The following is a 14,325-nucleotide window of genomic DNA, read 5'->3' on the forward strand; positions in this document are numbered from 1 at the left end:
GTCATCAGGAGGGCGGTGAGCAGGGTGCGTAGGGACATGTCCGTTATCTCTGCGAGTCATTTGCTTGATAGTGCCAGTTTGTCGGCCTGGCAGGGTGCAAGTTGAATCGTAGACGGCAAAATGCCCTGGCAGGCAGGGCATTCAGGGTGTTGCTGAAATAGCTATCGCAGGCAAGCCAGCTCCCACACTTGGAATGCAGTCAAATGTGGGAGCTGGCTTGCCTGCGATAAAGGCGGCGCGGTCTCGAATTAGCCCTCGCGCACCATATCCACATGCGGAATCCCGACTTCAAGAAACTCATCGCTGACGATCTTGAAACCCAGCCGCTCATAGAACGGCGCCGCATACACCTGCGCACTCAGGAACTGCCGGGTCTGGCCGCGTTTCACAGCCTCGCCAATCACGGCTTCCATCAGCTTGTCGCCGACTTTTAGCCCGCGCCAATCCTTGAGTACCGACACGCGCCCGATCTCGCCGCTGGGCAGCAGTCGAGCGGTGCCAATCGGGAAGTCGCCTTCGTATGCAAGAAAATGCATGGCGCTGGCATCGTCCGCGTCCCACTCCAATTCAGGCGGGACCGATTGTTCAGCGATAAATACCGCTTCACGAATGCGCCGAATCTCGTCGATATCCTTTCGCCAGTCCGCGACACTTACGTGAATTTTATTCATCCGCGAACCCCAGGCTGCCTTGCTTGACCAGTTCGCACAGCAGGTCGCGACCGTCTTCGTCGGCCAGCCACTCGCCCAGGTTTTCGCTGTGCAGTGCATCCGCCGAGCACACCAGCTTTAACAGTTCACGCAGTTTGCCCGGCAGGTAACGGCTCTGGCCGCTGGCGAACAGCAGGACGTCGTCGTCCACTTCGGACCAGGCCAGGCGCGCGCTCGGGTTGCGCACCAGGATCGCGCCGTCTTGCAGGCTGTTGATGAAGTCTTCTTCGCCCAACTCTTCGCCGGCTACCAGCTCCGGGTAGCGTGGTTCGGTCATGAACTGGCCGAACCAGGTCAGCAGCATGCGCTCATCGCTCATGTGCTCGGCGAGCAGGCCCTTGAGGCGGTCCAGTGCGTCGCCCTGAATCTGGTGCGGGTCGCTGACCGGCTGGGCGTCGGCGTCGGTGTAGCGCTCTTCGTCGGTCAGGTACTGGCTGAGGAAGTCAGTGAAGTGGGTCAGCACTTCAGCGGCGCTCGGTGCACGGAAACCCACGGAATAGGTCATGCAGTCGTCTTCGGCAATACCGAAATGGGCCAGGCGCGGCGGCAGGTAGAGCATGTCGCCCGGTTCCAGTACCCATTCGGCGCTTTCTTCGAACTCGGCGAGGATGCGCAGGTCGGCGTGTTGCAGCAACGGGCTTTCGGAATTGCACATCTGGCCGATCTTCCAGTTGCGCTTGCCCTGGGCTTGCAGCAGGAACACATCGTAGTTATCGAAATGCGGACCGACGCTGCCACCCGGCGCGGCGAAGCTGATCATCACATCATCGATACGCCAGCTCGGCAGGAAGCGGAAGTGCTCCAACAGCTCAGCCACTTCCGGCACGAACTGGTCGACCGCCTGCACCAGCAGGGTCCACTCACGCTCGGGCAGGGTGCTGAAAGCGTCTTCGGCGAACGGGCCGCGGCGCAGTTCCCACGGGCGCTCGCCGTGTTCGATCACCAGGCGCGACTCGACTTCCTCTTCCAGGGCCAGGCCTGCCAGTTCGTCGGCATCAATCGGGCTTTCGAAGTCAGGGAGGGCCTGGCGGATCAGCAGCGGTTTTTTCTGCCAGTAGTCGCGCAGGAATTCCCGTGCCGTGATGCCGCCCAGAAGTTGAAGAGGGATATCAGGATTCATGTGTAACCTATTGAAAAAAAGCACTTTTAAGACAGGAATAAAAACGCCCGGCGCGGCCGGGCGTCTCAAAGGAGCTTGCTTGGATCAGATGCGCTTGGCTTGCTCTACAGCGTTGCCGATGTAGTTGGCCGGGGTGAGCAGTTTCAGCTCGGCCTTGGCCGCGGCTGGCATGTCCAGGCCGTCGATGAAAGTTTGCAGCGCTTCGGGGCTGATGCCCTTGCCGCGCGTCAATTCTTTCAGCTTCTCGTAGGGGTTTTCGATGTTGTAGCGGCGCATCACGGTCTGGATCGGCTCGGCCAGTACTTCCCAGCACGCGTCCAGGTCAGCGGCAATCTTCTGCTCGTTGAGCTCCAGCTTGCTGATGCCTTTGAGGCTGGCTTCGTACGCGATCACGCTGTGGGCAAAGCCCACGCCGAGGTTGCGCAGTACAGTGGAGTCGGTCAGGTCGCGCTGCCAGCGGGAGATCGGCAACTTGCTGGCCAGGTGCTGGAACAGGGCGTTGGCGATGCCCAGGTTGCCTTCGGAGTTTTCGAAGTCGATCGGGTTGACCTTGTGCGGCATGGTCGACGAACCGATTTCGCCGGCAATGGTGCGCTGCTTGAAGTAGCCCAGGGAGATGTAGCCCCAGATATCGCGATCGAAATCGATCAGGATGGTGTTGAAGCGTGCAATCGCGTCGAACAGCTCGGCGATGTAGTCGTGCGGTTCGATCTGCGTGGTGTAGGGGTTGAAACCCAGGCCCAGCTCGTCTTCGATGAAGGCGCGGGCGTTGGCTTCCCAGTCGATCTCAGGGTAGGCCGACAGGTGGGCGTTGTAGTTGCCTACGGCACCGTTGATCTTGCCCAGCAATGGCACGGCGGCGACTTGGGCGATCTGGCGCTCCAGGCGGTACACAACGTTGGCCAGTTCTTTGCCCAGGGTAGTTGGCGAGGCCGGCTGGCCGTGGGTGCGCGACAGCATCGGCACGGCAGCGAAACGGATCGCCAGCTCGCGGATGGCTTCGGCAGTCTGGCGCATCAGCGGCAACATCACGTCATCACGGCCTTCGCGCAGCATCAGGGCGTGGGACAGGTTGTTGATGTCCTCGCTGGTGCAGGCAAAGTGGATGAACTCGCTGACCTTGGCCAGTTCCGGCAGTTGGGCCGCTTGCTCTTTGAGCAGGTATTCGATGGCTTTGACGTCGTGGTTGGTGGTGCGCTCGATCTCTTTCACACGCTCGGCGTGCTCCAGGGAGAAGTTTTCCGCCAGGGCGTTCAATACAGCGTTGGCCTCGGCGGAAAACGCCGGCACTTCGCTGATGGCGCGGTGACTGGCCAGGCGCTGGAGCCAGCGCACTTCAACCAGGACACGGGCACGGATCAGGCCGTACTCGCTGAAAATAGGGCGCAGGGCCTGGGTTTTGCCGGCGTAGCGGCCGTCAACAGGGGAAACCGCAGTGAGCGAAGAGAGCTGCATGGGGTGTTCTCGGACAGTCGGGCAACGAAATGGGGCGCGTATCATACATGAAAAAATCCGCCGGTCCGTCGCCAACTGACCGGCGTATTACGCGTAATGGCTTGAAAACAGCCTGTTGGTGCGACTTATTCGTTGCGCATCAACGGGTAAAGCTCTTTGAGCAATTTGCGCCGGCTGATCACCAACTGCCAGCGATGACCGCCCAGCTGGCGCCACAAGCGTGCCGAACGAATACCGGCCAGCAGCAATGCGCGGATTTTCGACGCGTTGTTGGGTTGTTGCAGGTTGCGCATATCGCCGTGCACCTGGATGCGCTGGCGCAGGGTGCTCAAGGTGTCCTGGTACAGCGCACCACAGGCTGCGATCACGTTTTCGTGGGCCGGGCCGAAGTGTTCTACCTGGGACTGGATCTGCGGCAGGCGCTTGCCGATGGTGTCCAGCAGGTCGTCGCGCTTGGCCAGTTGGCGCTCAAGGCCAAGCATCGACAGGGCATAGCGCAACGGTTCGCGCTGCAAGGTGCTGGGGTCGCGCTCCAGGGCGCCGATCAGGGCGCGATAGCCTTCACGCAGCGCCAGGTCGTCGCCGCCGTAAACCTCAAGGGTGTCCTTGGGATCGCGGATCAGCAGGCTACCGAGCATGCAGGTCAGGCCGGCTTCAGTGACTTGGCCGGTCTTGGCGATCTTGTCCACCAGTACCGCAGCGAGAAACACACCGCCAAGGGCTGTCAACTGCTCCTGGGTCGGGCTCATGCCGGGTTGCTCCAGGCTTGCGCAACTTCAATCACGCCGCCGCCCAGGCAGATTTCGCCGTCATAGAACACCACGGACTGGCCAGGGGTGACCGCGCGTTGCGGGTCATCGAAGGTGGCGCGGTAACCGGTGGCGGTCTTTTCCAGGGTGCAGGGCTGGTCGCTCTGGCGATAACGCACTTTGGCGGTCAGGCGGCGCGGGGTGCTCAAGTCGATCGGGTTGACCCAATAGATCTCGGAAGCGAGCAGGGCGCCGGAGAACAGCAGCGGGTGCTCATTGCCTTGGCCGACCACCAGCACGTTGTTTTCCAGGTCTTTGACCAGCACGTACCACGGCTCTTCACCTGCGTCCTTCAGGCCGCCAATGCCCAGGCCCTGACGCTGGCCGATGGTGTGGTACATCAGGCCGTGGTGACGGCCGATCACTTCACCGTCGGTAGTCTTGATCTCGCCCGGTTGCGCGGGCAGGTATTGCTTGAGGAAGTCGCTGAAACGCCGCTCGCCGATAAAGCAGATACCGGTGGAATCTTTCTTCTTGGCGGTGGCCAGGCCGTGCTTCTCGGCGATCTTGCGCACTTCGGGCTTTTCCAGCTCGCCGACCGGGAACAGCGTCTTGGCGATCTGTTCACCGCCGACGGCATGCAGGAAGTAGCTCTGGTCCTTGTTCGGGTCCAGGCCCTTGAGCAATTCGGTGCGGCCATCGATATCGCGACGGCGCACGTAGTGGCCGGTAGCTATCAGGTCGGCGCCGAGCATCATGGCGTAGTCGAGGAAGGCCTTGAACTTGATTTCGCGGTTGCACAGGATATCCGGGTTCGGCGTGCGGCCGGCCTTGTATTCGGCCAGGAAGTGCTCGAACACATTGTCCCAGTACTCGGCGGCGAAGTTGGCGGTGTGCAGCTTGATGCCGATCTTGTCGCACACGGCCTGGGCGTCGGCCAGGTCGTCCATGGCGGTGCAGTATTCCGTTCCATCGTCTTCTTCCCAGTTCTTCATGAACAGGCCTTCCACCTCATAACCCTGCTCCATGAGCAGAACGGCGGAAACGGAAGAGTCCACGCCGCCGGACATGCCGACGATGACGCGCTTCTTTTGTGTGTCAGAAGGGGCTGGATCACGCATAGGGTTTCAACGGGTGTCTTGAAAAAGGACGCGATTCTAGCAGGCCTGGGCCCGCAAGGCTAAAGAGAAGGGCGGATCAATTCGAGACTGTGGCGCTGGCCGGCCAGGTAATCATCGATGCAGCGGATAATCAGCTCGCTGCGCCAGTCGTCGCGCACCGCCATCAGCTCGTCACGGGTCAACCAGCGGGCGCGCAGGATGCCTTCGTCGAGTTGGTACTCCGGGTGGTGTCTCAGGGCCTTGGCGACAAAGCAGACCCGTTGATAGGTCACGCCATTGCTGGGTGCGGTGTACAGGTAGATGCCGACGATGCCGGTGGCTTCCACGTCCCAGCCGGTTTCTTCCAGCGTCTCGCGCACGGCGGCTTCGGTCAGGGTTTCGTTCGGGTCCAGGTGGCCGGCGGGCTGATTGAGCACGGCGCGGCCGCCCTTGAGTTCTTCGACCATCAGGAACTTGCCGTTGTCTTCGACGATGGTGGCGACGGTGATGTGGGGGAGCCAGGTCATTGCGAACCTCGGTATCTGGAAGGTGGCACGGTCAATGTGGGAGCTGGCTTGCCTTAATGCCAGTCAATTAAGGCTTTTTTGTAGGAGCGAGCTTGCTCGCGAAAAACGTCAACGATAACGCGTGCTTGCTGAATGAACGCGGCGCCTTTGAGTTTTTCGCGAGCAAGCTCGCTCCTACAGACTGCAATCGCAGGCAAGCCAGCTCCCACATTGGATTGGGTTTCTTCAATGAAGTCCCTACAAGCAGAAACCCCGGCACTTGGCCGGGGCTTCTTTGCATCCTTACAACCTTACTTCAACTTGGCAATCGCCGCATTGAGGGTGTTGCTTGGGCGCATGGCTTTGCTGGTCAGCTCTGGGTTCGGCGCGTAGTAGCCGCCGATGTCCACTGGCTTGCCCTGTACGGCGTTGAGTTCGGCAACGATGGTTGCTTCGTTCTCGGCCAGGGTTTTGGCCAATTCGCCAAACTGCGCTTGCAGTGCAGTGTCTTCGGTCTGGGCGGCCAGGGCTTGTGCCCAGTACAGCGCCAGGTAGAAGTGGCTGCCGCGGTTGTCGATGTTGCCGACTTTGCGCGATGGCGACTTGTTGTTGTCCAGGAACTGGCCGGTAGCCTGGTCCAGGGTCTTGGACAGTACCAGGGCTTTCGGGTTGTTGTATGTCACACCCAAGTGCTCAAGGGACGCGGCCAGGGCCAGGAACTCGCCCAAAGAATCCCAGCGCAGGAAGTTTTCTTCCAGCAGTTGCTGCACGTGCTTTGGAGCCGAGCCGCCAGCGCCGGTTTCGAACAGGCCGCCACCGTTCATCAGCGGCACGATCGACAGCATCTTGGCGCTGGTGCCCAGTTCCATGATCGGGAACAGGTCGGTCAGGTAGTCGCGCAGTACGTTACCGGTCACCGAGATGGTGTCCAGGCCCTTGCGGGTGCGCTCCAGGGTGAACTTCATCGCATCGACCGGGGCCATGATGCGGATGTCCAGGCCTTCGGTGTTGTGGTCTTTGAGGTAAGCCTGAACTTTCTCGACGACTACACCATCGTGGGCGCGCTTAGGGTCCAGCCAGAAGATGGCCGGGGTGTTGCTGGCGCGGGCACGGTTGACGGCGAGCTTGACCCAGTCCTGGATCGGCGCGTCTTTGGTCTGGCACATGCGGAAGATGTCGCCAGCTTCGACGTTCTGTTCCATCAGCAGGTTGCCCTGGCTGTCGGTGACGCGGACAACGCCGTCAGCCTTGATCTGGAAGGTCTTGTCGTGGGAGCCGTACTCTTCGGCTTTCTTGGCCATCAGGCCAACGTTTGGCACGCTGCCCATGGTGGTTGGGTCGAAGGCGCCATTGGCCTTGCAGTCTTCGATGACCGCCTGGTAGATGGTGGCGTAGCAGCGATCCGGGATCACGGCCTTGGTGTCGTGCAACTGGCCGTCGGTGCCCCACATTTTGCCGGAGTCACGGATCATCGCTGGCATCGAGGCGTCGACGATCACGTCGCTCGGCACGTGCAGGTTGGTGATGCCTTTGTCGGAGTTGACCATCGCCAGGGCAGGGCGCGCGGCGTAGACCGCCTGGATGTCGGCTTCGATCTGCGCTTGCTGGTCGGCCGGCAGGGCCTTGATGCGAGCGTACAAATCGCCGATGCCGTTGTTCAGGTTGAAGCCGATCTGTTCCAGCACGGCCGCGTGCTTGGCCAGGGCGTCTTTATAGAACTCGGCAACGATCTGGCCGAACATGATCGGGTCGGAGACCTTCATCATGGTGGCTTTCAAGTGGACCGACAGCAGCACGCCTTGCTTCTTGGCGTCTTCGATTTCAGCGGCGATGAAGCTGCGCAGGGCTTTTTTGCTCAGCACGGCGGTGTCGATGATTTCGCCGGCCTGTACGTTGGTCTTTTCCTTCAGGACGGTGGTGGTGCCGTCCTTTGCGACCAGCGCAATTTTGACAGCGTCAGCGGCTTCGATCTGCACGGCTTTTTCGCTGCCGTAGAAGTCGCCGTTGTTCATGTGGGCAATGTGTGACTTGGAGTCGGCGGCCCAGGCGCCCATCTTGTGCGGGTGCTTGCGTGCGTAGTTCTTGACCGACAGCGGTGCGCGACGGTCGGAGTTGCCTTCGCGCAGGACCGGGTTCACGGCGCTGCCCTTGACCTTGTCGTAACGTGCACGGGTTTCTTTTTCCGCGTCGGTGGTTACGGTTTCAGGGTAGTCCGGCAGGGCGTAGCCCTGGGCCTGCAGTTCCTTGATCGCGGCTTGCAGCTGCGGGGTCGAGGCGCTGATGTTGGGAAGCTTGATGATGTTGGCTTCAGGCGTAACGGCCAGGTCGCCCAGTTCGGCGAGGTGGTCCGGGATGGCCTTGGTGCCCAGTTGCTCGGGGAAGCTTGCGAGGATGCGCCCGGCGAGGGAAATGTCGCGGGTTTCCACGGCAATATCAGCGGAAGCGGTGAAGGCCTCTACGATAGGCAGCAGTGAATAGGTGGCGAGGGCTGGGGCTTCGTCGGTGAAGGTGTAGATGATCTTCGAGCGGGTGGGCATATTCGGATTAACTCTCTTCTTTGCTGAAAGCGTGCGCAGAAACTCGAGATGCGCCGGGTAGAGCGCGTTCGTTCAAAGTCATCCATGAGCGAAATGTCGAGGTTTCTTCGCGGTGATGTTGGTTTGCATCAGTCGAGCGTCAAGCGGGTGGGCTATGGTAATAGTCCGGCTTTCTGGCGAAAGGCTACGTTCTAGAGCGGTCCGCCGTCGTGACTCTTTGGTCAGCGGCGGCATTATACATAGGTCGCTATGCTTACGCTGAGCCTTCATGAAAAAGGAGGCTCGTCCATTGGTCTAAAGGTCGCAGGCGCACGGGGTGGTGGGATGTGCTCAAGATTGGCGCTTTTCCCTTTGCTTTCAGGCTTGTAGGCCACCAAATATGCTGTTTTCGATGCAAATGAGCATGGCGTGAGGTTTCAGTCGCCATTTATCTGGAGTAGGCTCGAACGCAGCCAGATGTTCAATCCATAGATGGAGTTCAGCATGGGATACAAGAAGATTCAGGTTCCGGCAGTCGGCGACAAAATCACCGTCAATGCAGACCATTCTCTCAATGTTCCTGACCAACCGATCATCCCCTACATCGAAGGTGACGGTATTGGCGTCGACATCAGCCCGGTGATGATCAAGGTGGTCGACGCCGCTGTTGAAAAGGCTTACGGCGGCAAGCGCAAAATCTCCTGGATGGAGGTGTACGCTGGCGAAAAGGCCACGCAAGTCTACGACCAGGATACGTGGCTGCCCCAGGAAACCCTGGAGGCGGTCAAGGATTACGTGGTGTCCATCAAGGGCCCCCTGACCACGCCGGTCGGCGGCGGCATCCGCTCGCTGAACGTGGCCCTGCGCCAGCAACTCGACCTGTATGTGTGCCTGCGCCCGGTGCGCTGGTTCGAAGGCGTGCCCAGCCCGGTGAAAAAGCCTGGCGACGTGGACATGACCATCTTCCGTGAGAACTCCGAGGATATTTACGCCGGCATCGAGTGGAAGGCCGGTTCGCCGGAGGCGATCAAGGTGATCAAGTTCCTCAAGGAAGAAATGGGCGTTACCAAGATCCGTTTCGACCAGGATTGCGGGATTGGCGTCAAGCCGGTCTCCAAAGAGGGCACCAAGCGCCTGGCGCGCAAGGCCTTGCAGTATGTGGTGGATAACGACCGCGACTCGCTGACCATCGTGCACAAAGGCAACATCATGAAGTTCACCGAAGGGGCCTTCAAGGAGTGGGCCTACGAGGTGGCGGCTGAAGAGTTCGGCGCGACCCTGCTCGATGGCGGGCCGTGGATGCAGTTCAAGAACCCCAAGACCGGCAAGAATGTGGTGGTCAAGGATGCCATTGCCGACGCCATGCTCCAGCAGATCCTGCTGCGCCCGGCCGAGTATGACGTGATCGCCACGCTTAACCTCAATGGTGACTACCTGTCCGATGCCTTGGCGGCGGAAGTGGGCGGCATCGGTATTGCACCGGGGGCCAACCTGTCGGACACCGTTGCAATGTTTGAAGCCACCCATGGTACTGCGCCTAAATATGCGGGCAAGGATCAGGTCAACCCAGGGTCATTGATCCTGTCGGCAGAAATGATGCTGCGGCATATGGGCTGGGTCGAGGCGGCGGATCTGATCATCAAGGGCACCAACGGCGCGATTTCGGCCAAGACCGTGACCTATGACTTCGAGCGTCTGATGGATGGCGCTACGTTGGTGTCGTCGTCGGGATTTGGTGATGCGTTGATCAAGCATATGTAAACAGGCAGAGAAAACCGGCCGCCCTGATGAATCGGGGCGGCCGGTTTGCTTTGAGTGCTTAATTTCAGTGGCTGGTCAGGCCCGTTGCTTCTCTGATTTTTCTACCTTTGTTTCTTTCACGCCTGCAGTGGCAGGCGCATCAACAATATTTACGGCATGCATGCCTTTTGGCCCTTGAATGATTTCAAAGTTGACACGCTGACCCGCTTTCAACGTTTTGTAGCCTTCCATCTGGATCGCTGAGAAATGCGCAAAAAGGTCCTCAGTCTTGCCGTCTTCAATGACGAAGCCGAAACCTTTGGCATTATTGAACCATTTGACCTTACCACTAGCCATTCCCATATCCCTCTGCACCAGACTCCATCACTGGAGTATCATCCTGTCTATCCGTCCTAACCCGAATAAATAAGGTTGACTGCGCGGACCTTTTTTACCCACTGTGGGTTCTATTGGTTGTAACACCGTTTCGCCGATAGTCAAGGCGACCAGGCGGTCAGAGTTGAAATTCTGACAGGTCGCCCCCACCACTGTAATTGAACCACTGACGAACCTTTCTTTCCCATGCATGCAAACAGCCAGATTCGACTAACATTCAATCAGGATCGCCCGGATCAGGAACATGACGACGGTTCTGCAGGCATTGCTGTTCAAGAGGCGAAGCCTGCTTTACAGGCGCCGCCGATGTACAAGGTGGTTTTGTTTAATGATGACTACACACCGATGGATTTCGTCGTCGAAGTGCTCGAGGTGTTTTTCAACCTGAACCGCGAGTTGGCGACCAAGGTAATGCTGGCCGTTCACACAGAAGGACGGGCAGTATGTGGAGTGTTTACCCGCGACATCGCCGAGACAAAGGCCATGCAGGTCAACCAGTACGCCAGGGAAAGCCAGCATCCGCTACTCTGTGAAATCGAGAAGGACGGTTAACGCCGACCACTTGGGTATGAGGTGAAGCTATGTTAAACCGCGAGCTCGAAGTCACCCTCAATCTTGCCTTCAAGGAGGCTCGTTCGAAGCGTCATGAATTCATGACCGTCGAACACCTTTTGCTGGCACTTTTGGATAACGAAGCTGCCGCCACCGTTCTACGTGCGTGCGGCGCCAACCTTGACAAGCTCAAGCATGACCTGCAGGAGTTTATCGACTCCACCACGCCACTGATCCCCGTGCATGACGAGGACCGCGAAACCCAGCCAACCCTGGGCTTCCAGCGGGTATTGCAGCGTGCTGTGTTCCACGTACAGAGCTCCGGTAAGCGTGAGGTCACAGGCGCGAATGTACTTGTGGCAATTTTCAGCGAACAGGAAAGCCAGGCCGTGTTTCTGCTCAAGCAGCAGAGCGTTGCCCGTATTGATGTGGTCAACTACATCGCCCACGGTATCTCCAAGGTGCCTGGGCACGGCGATCATTCCGAGGGTGAGCAGGACATGCAGGACGAGGAGGGCGGCGAGTCTTCTTCTTCCAGCAACCCGCTGGATGCCTATGCAAGTAACCTCAATGAAATGGCGCGCCAGGGGCGGATCGATCCGCTAGTGGGGCGTGAGCATGAGGTTGAGCGTGTAGCGCAGATCCTGGCGCGTCGTCGCAAGAACAACCCATTGCTGGTGGGCGAGGCGGGCGTGGGTAAAACCGCGATTGCCGAAGGCCTGGCCAAGCGCATTGTCGACAACCAGGTGCCAGACCTGCTGGCCAGCAGTGTCGTCTACTCCCTTGACCTGGGCGCGTTGCTCGCCGGGACCAAGTACCGTGGCGATTTCGAGAAGCGCTTCAAGGCGTTGCTCGGCGAGCTGAAAAAACGCCCGCAGGCCATCCTGTTCATCGATGAGATCCATACCATCATTGGCGCCGGTGCGGCTTCCGGTGGGGTGATGGACGCTTCCAACCTGCTCAAGCCACTGCTGTCCTCGGGTGATATCCGCTGCATTGGTTCAACCACGTTCCAGGAATTTCGCGGCATCTTCGAAAAAGACCGTGCCCTGGCGCGTCGCTTCCAGAAAGTTGACGTGTCCGAGCCTTCGGTTGAAGACACCATCGGCATCCTGCGCGGGCTCAAGGGGCGTTTTGAAGCGCACCATGGCATCGAGTACACCGATGAGGCCCTGCGTGCGGCGGCTGAGCTGGCGTCGCGCTACATCAACGACCGGCACATGCCAGACAAAGCCATCGATGTGATCGACGAGGCGGGTGCCTACCAGCGCCTGCAGCCGGTCGAGAAGCGCGTGAAGCGCATCGACGTGCCTCAGGTCGAGGACATCGTGGCCAAGATCGCGCGGATTCCGCCAAAACACGTCACCAGTTCCGACAAGGAGCTGCTGCGTAACCTGGAGCGCGACCTCAAGCTCACCGTGTTTGGTCAGGATGCGGCCATCGACTCGCTTTCCACGGCGATCAAGTTGTCCCGTGCGGGCCTCAAGTCGCCGGACAAGCCAGTCGGTTCGTTCCTGTTCGCAGGCCCGACCGGCGTCGGCAAGACCGAGGCGGCTCGCCAGTTGGCCAAGGCCATGGGCATCGAGCTGGTGCGTTTCGACATGTCCGAGTACATGGAGCGCCACACGGTGTCGCGTTTGATCGGCGCGCCTCCGGGCTATGTCGGCTTCGATCAGGGCGGCCTGTTGACCGAGGCGATCACCAAGCAGCCACACTGCGTATTGCTGCTCGACGAAATCGAAAAGGCTCACCCGGAAGTCTTCAACCTGCTGTTGCAGGTCATGGACCACGGCACCCTGACCGACAACAACGGGCGCAAGGCAGACTTCCGCAACGTGATCGTGATCATGACCACCAACGCCGGTGCTGAAACCGCGGCGCGTGCTTCGATCGGCTTTACGCATCAGGATCACTCGTCTGATGCCATGGAAGTGATCAAGAAGAGCTTCACGCCGGAGTTCCGCAACCGCCTGGACACCATTATCCAGTTTGGTCGCCTCAGCCATGAGGTCATCAAAAGCGTGGTGGACAAGTTCCTCACCGAGCTTCAAGCGCAGTTGGAAGACAAGCGCGTGCAGCTGGATGTGACGGAAGCTGCCCGCAGTTGGATCGCAGAGGGCGGCTACGATGCGGCAATGGGCGCACGCCCAATGGCGCGTCTGATTCAGGACAAGATCAAACGGCCATTGGCCGAAGAAATCCTGTTCGGCGAACTCTCCGACCATGGCGGCGTGGTGCACATCGATCTGAAGGACGGCGAGCTGACCTTCGAGTTCGAGACCACGGCGGAAATGGCCTGATCGTTAGCTGCAACATTGCAAAAGGCGCCGAAAGGCGCCTTTTTGCTGTGTGCAATACGATTTACGAAGTAATGACGTTCAACTGTGGGAGCTGGCTTGCCTGCGATGGCGGTCCTTCAATAGCGCATCTATATCTGACCCGCCGCTATCGCAGGCAAGCCAGCTCTCACAGAGTCAAGTGGTGACTGTTAAATCCTGCGCACACAAAAACGCCCGGCATAACCGGGCGTTTCGTATTGACTTGCTTAGCGAGCGCGGTAAGTGATGCGCCCTTTGCTCAAGTCATAGGGCGTCAGCTCGACGCGCACTTTGTCACCGGTAAGAATACGAATGTAGTTCTTGCGCATCTTGCCGGAGATATGCGCGGTTACGACGTGCCCATTTTCCAACTCCACACGAAACATGGTGTTGGGCAGGGTGTCGACGACAGTGCCTTCCATTTCGAAGCTGTCTTCTTTCGACATGCAGTAAAGCCCTCGGTATCCAGTGAATGGCCCGGTGCAACTGCGCCAGGCAAAAGCGGCGTGCATTGTGCCCGAAAAAGGGTGTTCAAGCCAAGGGGTTCTAGTTAAGCGTGACCCATCTTTGATTAATCAGCAGCTCAATGGGCCGATATTGAGTCTTATAGCTCATCTTTTTGCAGTTCTTGATCCAGTATCCGAGGTACACCGCTTCCAGCTCCAGGCGCAGCGCTTCGCCTATTTGCCACAGGATGGCGAAACGCCCGAGGCTGCGGCGTTCTTCGGTCGGTTCGTAGAAGGTGTACACCGCCGAGAGGCCATTGGGCAGCAGGTCGGTCACCGCCACGGCCAACAGGCGGCCGTCGAGGCGGAACTCGTAGAAGCGCGAAAAGGGCAGGTCACGCACCAGGAACGTGGAAAATTGGTCGCGGCTGGGCGGAAACATATCGCCGTCGGCATGACGCTGCTCGATATAGCGTTGGTAGAGATCGAAATATTCTTCGCTGTATTGAGGTTTAGTGGCGTGTACGGTCAAGTCGGCGTTGCGCTTGAGAATACGTTTCTGGTTACGGTCGGGCGAAAATTGAGCCACCGGGATGCGCGCAGGCACACACGCATTGCAATTCTGGCAATGGGGGCGGTACAGGTGATCGCCGCTGCGCCGAAAGCCCATCTCGGACAGGTCGGCATACACATGCACGTCCATGGGCTGGCTGGGAT

At 59.2% G+C, this 14,325-nt stretch carries 13 protein-coding genes; 3 read left to right on the forward strand and 10 right to left on the reverse strand.

Annotated features, from left to right (window positions below; all coding sequences use genetic code 11):
- Nucleotides 1–248 precede the first annotated feature (248 nt).
- The 7 genes from GIW04_RS18320 to GIW04_RS18350 all read right to left on the reverse strand — a co-directional run bounded on the left by GIW04_RS18320 (nucleotide 249) and on the right by GIW04_RS18350 (nucleotide 8,177).
- Nucleotides 249–671, reverse strand: coding sequence for a GNAT family N-acetyltransferase (locus GIW04_RS18320; protein ID WP_094774531.1), 423 nt, complete (start codon nucleotides 669–671; stop codon nucleotides 249–251).
- The gene (locus tag GIW04_RS18325; RefSeq protein WP_003192104.1) at nucleotides 664–1,830 is read right to left on the reverse strand and encodes a ribosomal protein uL16 3-hydroxylase; all 1,167 of its coding nucleotides are present in this window, start codon (nucleotides 1,828–1,830) and stop codon (nucleotides 664–666) included. The genes GIW04_RS18320 and GIW04_RS18325 overlap by 8 nt, the downstream gene beginning before the upstream one ends.
- Before the next feature lie 84 nt (nucleotides 1,831–1,914).
- Nucleotides 1,915–3,285, reverse strand: a complete 1,371-nt coding sequence (purB, locus tag GIW04_RS18330) for an adenylosuccinate lyase (protein WP_003192102.1) — start codon at nucleotides 3,283–3,285, stop codon at nucleotides 1,915–1,917.
- Between the two features lie 125 nt (nucleotides 3,286–3,410).
- Entirely contained in the window at nucleotides 3,411–4,034 is a 624-nt protein-coding gene (gene hflD / locus GIW04_RS18335) for a high frequency lysogenization protein HflD (protein WP_003192101.1), read from the reverse strand.
- On the reverse strand, nucleotides 4,031–5,155 hold the full coding sequence (mnmA, locus tag GIW04_RS18340) for a tRNA 2-thiouridine(34) synthase MnmA (protein ID WP_034133822.1): 1,125 nt from the start codon (nucleotides 5,153–5,155) through the stop codon (nucleotides 4,031–4,033). The genes hflD and mnmA overlap by 4 nt, the downstream gene beginning before the upstream one ends.
- A gap of 59 nt (nucleotides 5,156–5,214) precedes the next feature.
- A complete protein-coding gene (locus GIW04_RS18345; protein ID WP_003192098.1) occupies nucleotides 5,215–5,661 on the reverse strand; it encodes an NUDIX hydrolase in 447 nt (148 codons plus the stop codon).
- 290 nt (nucleotides 5,662–5,951) lie between these two features.
- On the reverse strand, nucleotides 5,952–8,177 hold the full coding sequence (locus tag GIW04_RS18350) for an NADP-dependent isocitrate dehydrogenase (RefSeq protein ID WP_120248998.1): 2,226 nt from the start codon (nucleotides 8,175–8,177) through the stop codon (nucleotides 5,952–5,954).
- A 483-nt stretch (nucleotides 8,178–8,660) separates the two neighbouring features.
- Here GIW04_RS18350 and icd point away from each other — a divergent pair, with 483 nt between their 5' ends.
- Nucleotides 8,661–9,917: an NADP-dependent isocitrate dehydrogenase gene (icd, locus tag GIW04_RS18355; RefSeq protein ID WP_034134539.1), complete on the forward strand. Its 1,257-nt coding sequence runs from the start codon at nucleotides 8,661–8,663 to the stop codon at nucleotides 9,915–9,917.
- A 75-nt stretch (nucleotides 9,918–9,992) separates the two neighbouring features.
- Here the strand turns inward: icd and cspD are convergent, their stop codons facing one another.
- Complete coding sequence (cspD, locus tag GIW04_RS18360) at nucleotides 9,993–10,253, reverse strand: cold shock domain-containing protein CspD (RefSeq protein ID WP_003192094.1); 261 nt, start codon at nucleotides 10,251–10,253, stop codon at nucleotides 9,993–9,995.
- 225 nt (nucleotides 10,254–10,478) lie between these two features.
- On the opposite strand from cspD, the gene clpS reads away from it, so the two are divergent.
- On the forward strand, nucleotides 10,479–10,844 hold the full coding sequence (gene clpS / locus GIW04_RS18365; protein WP_003192092.1) for an ATP-dependent Clp protease adapter ClpS: 366 nt from the start codon (nucleotides 10,479–10,481) through the stop codon (nucleotides 10,842–10,844).
- Nucleotides 10,845–10,873: 29 nt separating this feature from the next.
- Complete coding sequence (clpA, locus tag GIW04_RS18370) at nucleotides 10,874–13,144, forward strand: ATP-dependent Clp protease ATP-binding subunit ClpA (RefSeq protein WP_003192090.1); 2,271 nt, start codon at nucleotides 10,874–10,876, stop codon at nucleotides 13,142–13,144.
- A gap of 245 nt (nucleotides 13,145–13,389) precedes the next feature.
- Here clpA and infA read toward each other — a convergent pair whose 3' ends face one another.
- Nucleotides 13,390–13,608 carry a translation initiation factor IF-1 gene (gene infA / locus GIW04_RS18375; protein ID WP_002553999.1) on the reverse strand — a complete coding sequence of 73 codons (219 nt, stop codon included), beginning with the start codon at nucleotides 13,606–13,608 and terminating at the stop codon, nucleotides 13,390–13,392.
- A gap of 100 nt (nucleotides 13,609–13,708) precedes the next feature.
- Nucleotides 13,709–14,325, reverse strand: a 617-nt coding sequence (locus tag GIW04_RS18380; protein WP_236479101.1) for an arginyltransferase, incomplete at its 5' end; no start/stop codon positions are given.

This window comes from Pseudomonas sp. PA-4-8C, assembly GCF_021606625.1.
GTDB classification, from domain to species: Bacteria; Pseudomonadota; Gammaproteobacteria; order Pseudomonadales; family Pseudomonadaceae; genus Aquipseudomonas; species Aquipseudomonas lactis.

Excerpts from the sequence above, each read along its gene's own strand:
- hflD (WP_003192101.1), bottom strand. The coding sequence starts at position 4,034 with ATGAGCCCGACCCAGGAGCAGTTGACAGCCCTTGGCGGTGTGTTTCTC.
- icd (WP_034134539.1), top strand. The coding sequence starts at position 8,661 with ATGGGATACAAGAAGATTCAGGTTCCGGCAGTCGGCGACAAAATCACC.
- mnmA (WP_034133822.1), bottom strand. The coding sequence starts at position 5,155 with ATGCGTGATCCAGCCCCTTCTGACACACAAAAGAAGCGCGTCATCGTC.
- clpA (WP_003192090.1), top strand. The coding sequence starts at position 10,874 with ATGTTAAACCGCGAGCTCGAAGTCACCCTCAATCTTGCCTTCAAGGAG.
- purB (WP_003192102.1), bottom strand. The coding sequence starts at position 3,285 with ATGCAGCTCTCTTCGCTCACTGCGGTTTCCCCTGTTGACGGCCGCTAC.
- GIW04_RS18350 (WP_120248998.1), bottom strand. The coding sequence starts at position 8,177 with ATGCCCACCCGCTCGAAGATCATCTACACCTTCACCGACGAAGCCCCA.
- infA (WP_002553999.1), bottom strand. The coding sequence starts at position 13,608 with ATGTCGAAAGAAGACAGCTTCGAAATGGAAGGCACTGTCGTCGACACC.
- GIW04_RS18345 (WP_003192098.1), bottom strand. The coding sequence starts at position 5,661 with ATGACCTGGCTCCCCCACATCACCGTCGCCACCATCGTCGAAGACAAC.
- clpS (WP_003192092.1), top strand. The coding sequence starts at position 10,479 with ATGCATGCAAACAGCCAGATTCGACTAACATTCAATCAGGATCGCCCG.
- GIW04_RS18325 (WP_003192104.1), bottom strand. The coding sequence starts at position 1,830 with ATGAATCCTGATATCCCTCTTCAACTTCTGGGCGGCATCACGGCACGG.
- cspD (WP_003192094.1), bottom strand. The coding sequence starts at position 10,253 with ATGGCTAGTGGTAAGGTCAAATGGTTCAATAATGCCAAAGGTTTCGGC.
- GIW04_RS18320 (WP_094774531.1), bottom strand. The coding sequence starts at position 671 with ATGAATAAAATTCACGTAAGTGTCGCGGACTGGCGAAAGGATATCGAC.